The following is a 1,169-nucleotide window of genomic DNA, read 5'->3' on the forward strand; positions in this document are numbered from 1 at the left end:
GAGTGAAAAAGTCTGTTGGCGAGGACTGGAAGCAGAATACGATGAAACGGTTTGAGAGGGTGGAGTGATGGCATATGGACAAAGAAAATCAGAGATACAAGACCGTGCAGCAGATAATCGACGAGCGTGAGCGGAAAGCTCCGATGTACCATGCACCGCGAGTCTACAGTGACAAGCGCAAACCGCCAGAGTCTGCACGGTGGCATATGAGGCACAGACCGTATCAGAGAGGAGGCGATGCTGGTGGATCAGAAAACCGAAAACGAGAAGAAGAAAGAGTACCTGTGGCGCTATCAGAATGCGAAACGGAAAGAAGCTGAAATAAACGAAGAAATCATGCAGCTGCGGATAGATAAGATGGTGCCGAGCCTTGTGCAGGACGGTATGCCGCATGGATCCGGCGGTGGTGATCTGTCTGGATACGCGGCACGGCTGGATGAGCTGATGCGTGAGCTGTACGAGCAGATGGAGAAAAAGATAACAATTCGCTTAGAAATCAGCAGGAAAATAGAGGAGATGCAGGATGAAACGGAAAGTCTGCTGCTGAGATATCGGTACATACAGGGGCTGAATTTTGAGGAGATAGCGGTAAAGATGGGATATGGGTATCGCCATATAACGCGCCTGCACGGATGGGCACTACAGCATTTTGAAATGTAAAAGATGTCCTACTATGTCCTATTCAAATGTGATATAGTGTATGCAGGTAAATTGATGGTAGTCATCAGTTTCCTCCACGGCCGCCGGGTGTCACAGCTCTGCGGCTGAATCGGTTAGTTCCAGACCGAGCGCAAAGGAACTCGCGGCATACAGCTGACCGCGTCAGCAATACAGCTGCGCATATGGAGCATAGCTCAATAGGTAGAGCACACAGACATGAGTCTGTTCGGTAGTGCAGGTTCAAATCCTGCCGTTCCAGTCCCATGACAAACTCCCCTAAATATTTTGAAGAGGCAGCCCCTGTGGCTGCTTTTCTATGGCGTAACTTGATACACGTAATAAGTATACCAGCTGGGGGGGTGATTCTCTCAGCTTTTTCAATGCAGAAAGCGAAGTAGATGTAACAATGATATGGAACACAGGATATCCTTCAAAGAGTGGTACATACATTACTCTTCTTGAAGACGGAGAAGAAGTGGTTGCAAAATACTTTCGCTGCCAGATGACTG

2 protein-coding genes and 1 tRNA gene are annotated in these 1,169 nt (G+C 48.4%); 2 read left to right on the forward strand and 1 reads right to left on the reverse strand.

The window, feature by feature from the left end; genetic code table 11:
• Positions 1-243: 243 nt before the first annotated feature.
• A complete protein-coding gene (locus tag QOX44_RS17965; protein ID WP_283685203.1) occupies positions 244-660 on the forward strand; it encodes a hypothetical protein in 417 nt (138 codons plus the stop codon).
• A gap of 183 nt (positions 661-843) precedes the next feature.
• Positions 844-919, forward strand: a tRNA-His gene (locus tag QOX44_RS17970).
• A 17-nt stretch (positions 920-936) separates the two neighbouring features.
• Here QOX44_RS17970 and QOX44_RS17975 read toward each other — a convergent pair.
• A partial coding sequence (locus QOX44_RS17975) for a hypothetical protein (RefSeq protein ID WP_283685205.1) occupies positions 937-1,169 on the reverse strand: 233 nt, incomplete at its 5' end.

Origin of the sequence: Parablautia sp. Marseille-Q6255 (assembly GCF_951230155.1) — a bacterium.
Lineage (GTDB): Bacteria > Bacillota > Clostridia > Lachnospirales > Lachnospiraceae > Choladousia.